Raw genomic sequence first — 5,388 nt, 5'->3', positions numbered from 1 at the left:
ACTCAGGCTGAGAGCGCTCTCACACTGCGGTTGTTCCACCCCCACCTCGCTGGAACGACGAAGGGCACCTTCCATGAGACGCACCCGACTCACGCATGCCGGCGTGGCCGCCCTGCTCATGATCGGCAGCTGGACCGCGGCCGGCACCCTGCCGGCCGCGGCGCAGGACGCCCCCGACTCCCCCACCACCCGCGCCGCCGACTCCACGCCCGCCTCCGACGGCCTGCTCCGGGCGATGCAGCGGGACTTCGGCCTGACCCGCGCCGAGGCGGAGGACCGACTGGCCGCCGAACGCGAGGCCACCGAGCTCGCGCCCGAGGCCCGCAGGACCGCCGGACCGGCGTACGGCGGCGCCTGGTTCGACGCGAAGAGCGAGAAACTGACCGTGGCCGTCACCCCGGACGCCGACGCCTCGACGGTACGGTCCCTGCGCGCGTCCGGCGCGGCCGTCCGCACCGTCGAGCACAGCGCCCGGCAGCTGGACGCGGCCAAGTCCCGCATCGACCGCCTCGACGCGCCCTCGGGCGTCAGCAGCTGGGCCGTCGACCCGGCCGCCAACACGGTCGTCGTGAACGTCGTCGCCGGCAAGCGTGCCGACAACGATGTCCGCTCCTTCGTGGACGAGGCCCGCGAGGCCGGCCCGGTCACCGTGCGGACCGTGGAGGCCGCGGCGGAGACCTTCGCCGCCGGGACGGTGGGCGGAGACCCGTACTACACCGGCAACGTCCGCTGCTCCATAGGCTTCTCGGTGCACGGCGGCTTCGTCACCGCCGGGCACTGCGGCGGCGTCGGCGGCCAGGTCAGGGGCTGGGACGGCTCGTACATCGGCAACTTCCAGGGCTCCTCGTTCCCGGGCAACGACTACGCCTGGGTGAACGTGGGCAGCGGCTGGTGGACGGTGCCGGTGGTGCTCGGCTGGGGCACCGTGCCGGACCAGCTGGTGCGCGGCTCGACGGAGGCACCGGTCGGTGCCTCGATCTGCCGCTCCGGCTCCACGACCCACTGGCACTGCGGCAGGGTCCTGGCCAAGAACGAGACGGTCAACTACAGCCAGGGCGCGGTCCATCAGATGACGAAGACCAGCGTCTGCGCCGAACCGGGTGACTCGGGCGGCTCGTTCATCAGCGGCGACCAGGCGCAGGGCGTCACCTCCGGCGGCTGGGGCAACTGCTCCGGCGGGGGCGAGACCTGGTTCCAGCCGGTCAACGAGATCCTCAACCGCTACGGGCTGACGCTGCACACGGCCTGAGCGGTCACGACCGGGAGCGGGCCCCGCCGGGCGACGGCGGGGCCCGTTCCCGTGTGCGCCCGGCACCTCCCGCAAAAGTTACCGTGCCGTAACTTACTCACGGGTTACCGGCGGTAAGTAAGCACTGCTAGTTTCCGGTTCACCTTCCTGGAGCAGAGCGAGGAGTGAGCCGTGAGCCGTATCAGCAGCGTGCTGACCACCGTGGTCGCCACGACCGCCTGTGTCTGCGTGTCCGCGCCGCCCGCCGTCGCGAGCGACCCCGTGGTGTCGCGGGGTGTCACCATCCCCGCCTTCTACACCCCGCCCGTCGAACTGCCCGCGGGCGAGGGCGTACTGGTCCGCCACGAGCCACTGCGTCTCGGGCTGAGCCTGCCCGGTCTGGACGGCCGCACCCTGCCCGGCACCGCGACCCGCCTGATGTACACCTCCACCGACTCGGGCGGGCAGCCGGTGGCCGTCACCGGGGCCTACATCGAGCCGTCCGCCGGCTGGAAGGGCGACGGCCCCCGCCCCCTGGTGGTCGTCGGCTCCGGGACCATGGGCCAGGGCGACCAGTGCGCGCCCTCGCTGGCCCTGCAGAACCCGCTGACCCTGACCGGGGAGACGCTGTCCGTCGGATACGACAACCTGGCCGTCTACCGGCTCCTGGCCACCGGCGCCGCCGTCGTGGTGACCGACTACGTCGGGCTCGGGGCGACCGACCGGCTGCACACCTACGTCAACCGGCTCGACCAGGGGCGCGCCATGCTGGACGCGGCCCGCGCGGCCCGCTCCGTGCCGGGCGCGTCGGTCACCGCCGACTCGCGGGTGGGCATGTACGGCTACAGCCAGGGCGGCGGGGCCAGCGCGTCCGCCGCCGAACTGCACTCCGCCTACGCACCCGAGGTGAACCTCGTCGGCACCTACGCCGGCGCGCCGCCCGCCGACCTGACGGCGGTCATGAAGGGCATCGACGGCAGCGCCCTGGCGGCCGCGCTGGGCTGGTCGATCAACGGTTTCGCCCAGGCCGAGCCCGCGCTGAAGGAGGTCGTCGACCAGCACGTCAACGCCACCGGCCGAAGCGCCCTCGACGACATCGGCACCAGTTGCGTCGGGGACGCGATCCTCAGCCACGGCTTCACCAAGAGCACCGAGTGGACGAAGGACGGAAGCTCGCTCGCCGACGTCATCGCCGACGAGCCGGACGCCCGGGCCGTCCTCGACGAGCAGCGCATCGGCAGGCTCACGCCCACCGGCCCGGTCCGCCTGGTCACCGGCGTCCAGGACGACATCGTGCCGCACGCGCAGGCCCGCCGACTGGCCCTGGACTGGTGCCGCAAGGGCGCCGACGTCACCTACAAGGCCGTCGTGCTGCCCGACCTCGGCGACAAGATCCTCACCAACCACCTCGTGCCGCTGCTCACCGACCAGGGCGACGCGGTGAAGTGGCTGACCGACCGGCTCGAGGGCGAACCGGCGCGCTCCAACTGCTGGACCATGCCGGTCCAGCCGTGAACCACCGGCAACGCGACGAGCCCCGTCCCGAAGTTTCGGGACGGGGCTCGGATGGAGCGCCGGGCAGGCCTTGCACCTGCATCTCCCCGCAGGAAGCGGGGCGTCTTTCCTTGGACCACCAACGCACGGGCGGGCTCCGGAGGTCTCCGTCGCCTTGACCTGGGACAACCATAGCGTTGATCGCCCCACACGTCACATCCGCCCCAGCAGCGCCCCGGTGGGGGCTCCCTCGAAGTTCCGCTCGACCTGCGCCTTCTCCGCCGCGCTCGGGTAGGGGTTGGTGCACGAGGTTCCGGCGCTGGCGCCCGACATCAGGCTGGAGCAGGGGCCCGGCTTGCGGTCCGGCAGGCCCAGCATGTGGCCGAGTTCGTGGGCCGCGATACGGATCGGGGAGTAGCCCCGGTCCACGGCCTGGCGCCCGATGTAGACGGTGCCGTCGCCCATCGAGGTGGGGACGGAGCGGGGCCAGCCGTCGTCCGCCACGATCCGCACGTCGGCGCGCTGCCCGGACGCGGCCGGACACAGTTCGACGGTCTCGACGCTCTCGTTCCAGATCGCCGCTCCCCGCTCGACCGCGGCCCTGAACTCCGCGGCGCCGCTCGCGTCGTAGGTGACCACGTCGTCGGCCGCCTGGCGCTGGGCCGTTCCGGCGGGCGCGACGGGTGCGACGGCCACGGCCGGGCCGTTCAGCAGCGGGCCGGACAGCACGAGCACCGCGGCCAGGCCGCCGGTCAGCGTACGGACCCTCATGGTCGACCTCCTTGTGGGGGCGGGCGGTCGTGCTCGTGCCGCTTCCGCTTCCGCCTGCCCGTCGGCACGGAGTCCAATCCGTCGTCGCGGCCGCCCGCCGATTCAGAAACCGCACTGCTGAATTCCATGGAAGGGATCGGTTGGACTTCCCGATCGGGCGGGGGCACTGTGGCAAGGATCAACACCATCCCACGGGACACCCCCGCTCGCATCACCGGAGAACCGCCGATGAACCACATCGCCCGCCCCGAGCGTTACGACGGCACCATGCGCTACCGGCGCACCGGCCGCTCGGGACTCGACCTCCCCCTGCTGTCCCTGGGTTACTGGCACAACTTCGGCGACGACAAGCCGTTCGAGACGCAGCGCGAGATCGCCCTGCGCGCCTTCGACCTCGGCATCACCCACCACGACCTGGCGAACAACTACGGCCCGCCCTACGGCTCCGCCGAGATCAACTTCGGCCGGCTGATGAAGCGGGACCTCGCGCCGTACCGGGACGAGCTGGTGGTCTCCACCAAAGCCGGCTGGGACATGTGGCCCGGCCCGTACGGCCAGGGCGGCGGCTCCCGCAAGTACCTGCTGGCCTCGCTGGACCAGTCGCTGGAGCGCATGGGCCTGGAGTACGTGGACATCTTCTACTCGCACCGGCTGGACACCACCACTCCGCTCGAGGAGACGATGGGCGCCCTCGACACGGCGGTCCGCCAGGGCAAGGCGCTCTACGTCGGCATCTCCTCGTACGACGCCGAACGCACCCGCGAGGCCGCGGCGATCCTCCGGGACCTCGGGACCCCGCTGCTGATCCACCAGCCGTCGTACAACATGCTGAACCGCTGGATCGAGACCGACGGCCTGCTGGACGTGGCCCAGGAGGAGGGCTTCGGGGTCATCGGCTTCACCGCGCTCGCACAGGGGATGCTGACCGGGCGCTATCTGGACGGCGTCCCGCGGGACTCGCGGGCGGCGGCCGGCAAGTCGTTCGACGCCGGGTGGCTGACCGACGACATGCGGCACCGGCTGCGCGCCCTGAACGACATCGCGGCCCGGCGCGGGCAGACCCTCGCGCAGATGGCGCTGGCCTGGGCGCTGCGGGACCCGCGGGTCACCTCGCTGGTCATCGGCGCCTCCCGCACCGAGCAGCTGGAGCAGAACGTCGCCGCGCTGGAGAACCTCGACTTCGACGCCGAGGAGCTGGCCGGGATCGACGAGTACGCCACCGACGGCGGTGTCGACCTGTGGCGCGAGGCCCGGCTCGGCACGCTGGGCTGAGCCCTCGGGGCGCCCCGCGATGTGTGCGCCGCCGCGACGGGGGAACTGCGGTGCGGTGAGCCCCTTGCCCCCTCACCGTTCGGGCGGCCGTATGCAGACCTTTCTGCCGTACCCCGACTTCTGCGAGTCGGCACTGGTGCTCGACCGGCGCCGGCTCGGCAAACAGCGGGTCGAGGCGGTCCAGGTGCTGCGCGGCCTGATCGTGCCGGGCTACGGGTGGCGCCGCCACCCCGCGGTCCGCATGTGGACCGGCTACGAGGAGGCGCTGGTGCGGTACGGCCTGGAGATCTGCCGGGTCTGGCGCGAACGGGGCCACCAGGACAGCTGCGCCGCCACCCTCGTCGCCGACCTCGCCGGGGTGCGGCCCGGGGCGCCGGTGCGCGGTCAGCGGGAGCTGGCCGGGGCCGGTGAGCTGCCGCCCTGGCTGGGGGACGACGCCGTGCACCGCAGCCACCGCTCGGCGCTGGTCCGCAAGGACCCGGCCGTCTACGCGGAGCTCTTCCCCGGGGAGCCGGACGACCTGCCGTACGTCTGGCCGTCGTCCGACCGCGATCCGGAGGCGGCCGCCGGCTGACCCGCCCGCACCGTCCGGACGCCCCGTCGTCCTCCGGGCGGGCGCGACC

Annotated in this window: 5 protein-coding genes and 1 tRNA gene; 4 read left to right on the top strand and 2 right to left on the bottom strand. The window is 72.8% G+C overall.

The genetic code is table 11. The features are described 5' to 3' along the window. Positions 1 to 73 precede the first annotated feature (73 nt). Positions 74 to 1,249 carry a S1 family peptidase gene (locus B7767_RS29360; RefSeq protein WP_085574803.1) on the top strand — a complete coding sequence of 392 codons (1,176 nt, stop codon included), beginning with the start codon at positions 74 to 76 and terminating at the stop codon, positions 1,247 to 1,249. Positions 1,250 to 1,420: 171 nt separating this feature from the next. Beyond that, positions 1,421 to 2,743, top strand: coding sequence for a lipase family protein (locus B7767_RS29355; protein WP_085574802.1), 1,323 nt, complete (start codon positions 1,421 to 1,423; stop codon positions 2,741 to 2,743). 52 nt (positions 2,744 to 2,795) lie between these two features. Here B7767_RS29355 and B7767_RS29350 read toward each other — a convergent pair. Both B7767_RS29350 and B7767_RS29345 read right to left on the bottom strand, forming a co-directional pair. After that, a tRNA-Gly gene (locus B7767_RS29350) sits at positions 2,796 to 2,868 on the bottom strand. A gap of 67 nt (positions 2,869 to 2,935) precedes the next feature. Beyond that, positions 2,936 to 3,493, bottom strand: coding sequence for a snapalysin family zinc-dependent metalloprotease (locus tag B7767_RS29345; protein WP_085574801.1), 558 nt, complete (start codon positions 3,491 to 3,493; stop codon positions 2,936 to 2,938). A 228-nt stretch (positions 3,494 to 3,721) separates the two neighbouring features. Here B7767_RS29345 and mgrA point away from each other — a divergent pair, with 228 nt between their 5' ends. Then, complete coding sequence (gene mgrA / locus B7767_RS29340) at positions 3,722 to 4,765, top strand: L-glyceraldehyde 3-phosphate reductase (RefSeq protein ID WP_085574800.1); 1,044 nt, start codon at positions 3,722 to 3,724, stop codon at positions 4,763 to 4,765. Positions 4,766 to 4,856: 91 nt separating this feature from the next. Beyond that, entirely contained in the window at positions 4,857 to 5,339 is a 483-nt protein-coding gene (locus B7767_RS29335) for an MSMEG_6728 family protein (RefSeq protein WP_085574799.1), read from the top strand. The last annotated feature ends 49 nt before the right edge of the window (positions 5,340 to 5,388 follow it).

This window comes from Streptomyces sp. 13-12-16, from assembly GCF_002114215.1.
Lineage (GTDB): Bacteria > Actinomycetota > Actinomycetes > Streptomycetales > Streptomycetaceae > Streptomyces.
Note: the sequence above shows the minus strand (reverse complement) of the source record. Positions and strands in the feature narration are given on the sequence as shown.